The following is a 1,200-nucleotide window of genomic DNA, read 5'->3' on the forward strand; positions in this document are numbered from 1 at the left end:
GTGCCGGGGTCAGCGATTGGCAGGTCGGCGATGAGGTGTATGGCATGGCGACCGGGATTGGCGGTCAGCAGGGTTCACTGGCGCAATTCGCCGCCGTTGATACGCGGTTGCTGGCGCGCAAACCGGTCAATCTGAGCATGACTGAGGCGGCAGCGCTGCCGTTGGTATTGATCACCGCGTGGGAAGGTTTGCTGGATCGCGCCCGGGTTCAGACGGATCACAAGGTATTGATTCAGGGTGGCGCTGGTGGCGTCGGGCATGTGGCGGTGCAGTTGGCTCGGGCATTCGGTGCCGAGGTATTTGCCACAGGGTCGGCCAGGCAACGGGCGATTATCGAAAGTCTCGGTGCGACCTTTATCGACTACCGCCAGCAGTCGGTTGAACAGTATGTGCAGCAACATACGGCGGGGGAKGGGTTCGATATCGTTTATGACACAGTCGGAGGCGAGACGCTGGATGCGTCGTTCAAGGCTGTGCGCACTTATCAGGGGCACGTGTTGAGTTGTCTTGGCTGGGGGCAACACAGTCTGGCGCCATTGTCGTTCCGGGCGGCGAGTTACTCTGGAGTCTTCACGTTGCTGCCTTTGCTGACCGGTAACGGTCGCGAGCGGCACGGACAGATTCTTGGCGAAGCCGCGAAGTTGATTGAAGCTGGCTTGTTGAAGCCTTTGCTCGATCCCCGGCGGTTCACGCTGCAAACCGCCGAGGCAGCCTATGACCTGCAAGCCTCGGGCGAGGCGCAGGGCCGACTGGTTATCGAGATCTAGCCCAAGGCCTCGCGGACAAAGTCCAGGCGATCCTGACCGAAGAACAATTCGTTATCGACAAACATGCTTGGCGCACCGAACACATCCTGCGGGATCGCCTGTTCGGTTTTGTCTTTGAGTGCGGCTTTGACTTCCTCGTCGGCGGTCAACGCGCTGAATAAGAGTGCGCATGATTACTTGCAGATGACGATCATGCTACGGCTGGTATAGCCGGCAGGGTTGAGCCCAAACGGGTAGTCGCCCGGGTCTTCCATAGCGTCTCCGGATTTGGCGAGCACCTTGTAGCCATTGGGCCCGCATGAGTTGGCCGCGCTGTCGTAGCATTTATCCCAGGAAGAAGAGAGGCCTGAGCAGTTAATGTGCAGGCCTTTTTTTCCGCGCTTGACCTCAGTCCTGGAGGTCGCTGCGCAACCCGCAATGGCCAGTACAACAA

General features: G+C 59.1%; 2 protein-coding genes and 1 pseudogene. 1 reads left to right on the forward strand and 2 read right to left on the reverse strand.

The features are described from left to right. A partial coding sequence (locus AC1DH9_RS29485; RefSeq protein WP_477809373.1) for a zinc-binding dehydrogenase occupies positions 1-767 on the forward strand: 767 nt, incomplete at its 5' end. On the opposite strand, the pseudogene AC1DH9_RS29490 reads toward AC1DH9_RS29485, so the two are convergent. Together AC1DH9_RS29490 and AC1DH9_RS29495 are read right to left on the reverse strand one after the other, a co-directional pair. Next, a pseudogene (locus tag AC1DH9_RS29490) lies at positions 764-919 on the reverse strand (DsbA family protein); the annotation flags it as partial. The gene AC1DH9_RS29485 and the pseudogene AC1DH9_RS29490 overlap by 4 nt on opposite strands. Before the next feature lie 21 nt (positions 920-940). Then, entirely contained in the window at positions 941-1,192 is a 252-nt protein-coding gene (locus AC1DH9_RS29495) for a hypothetical protein (protein ID WP_477809374.1), read from the reverse strand. Positions 1,193-1,200 lie beyond the last annotated feature (8 nt).

This window comes from Pseudomonas sp. 05T35 (assembly GCF_056396605.1).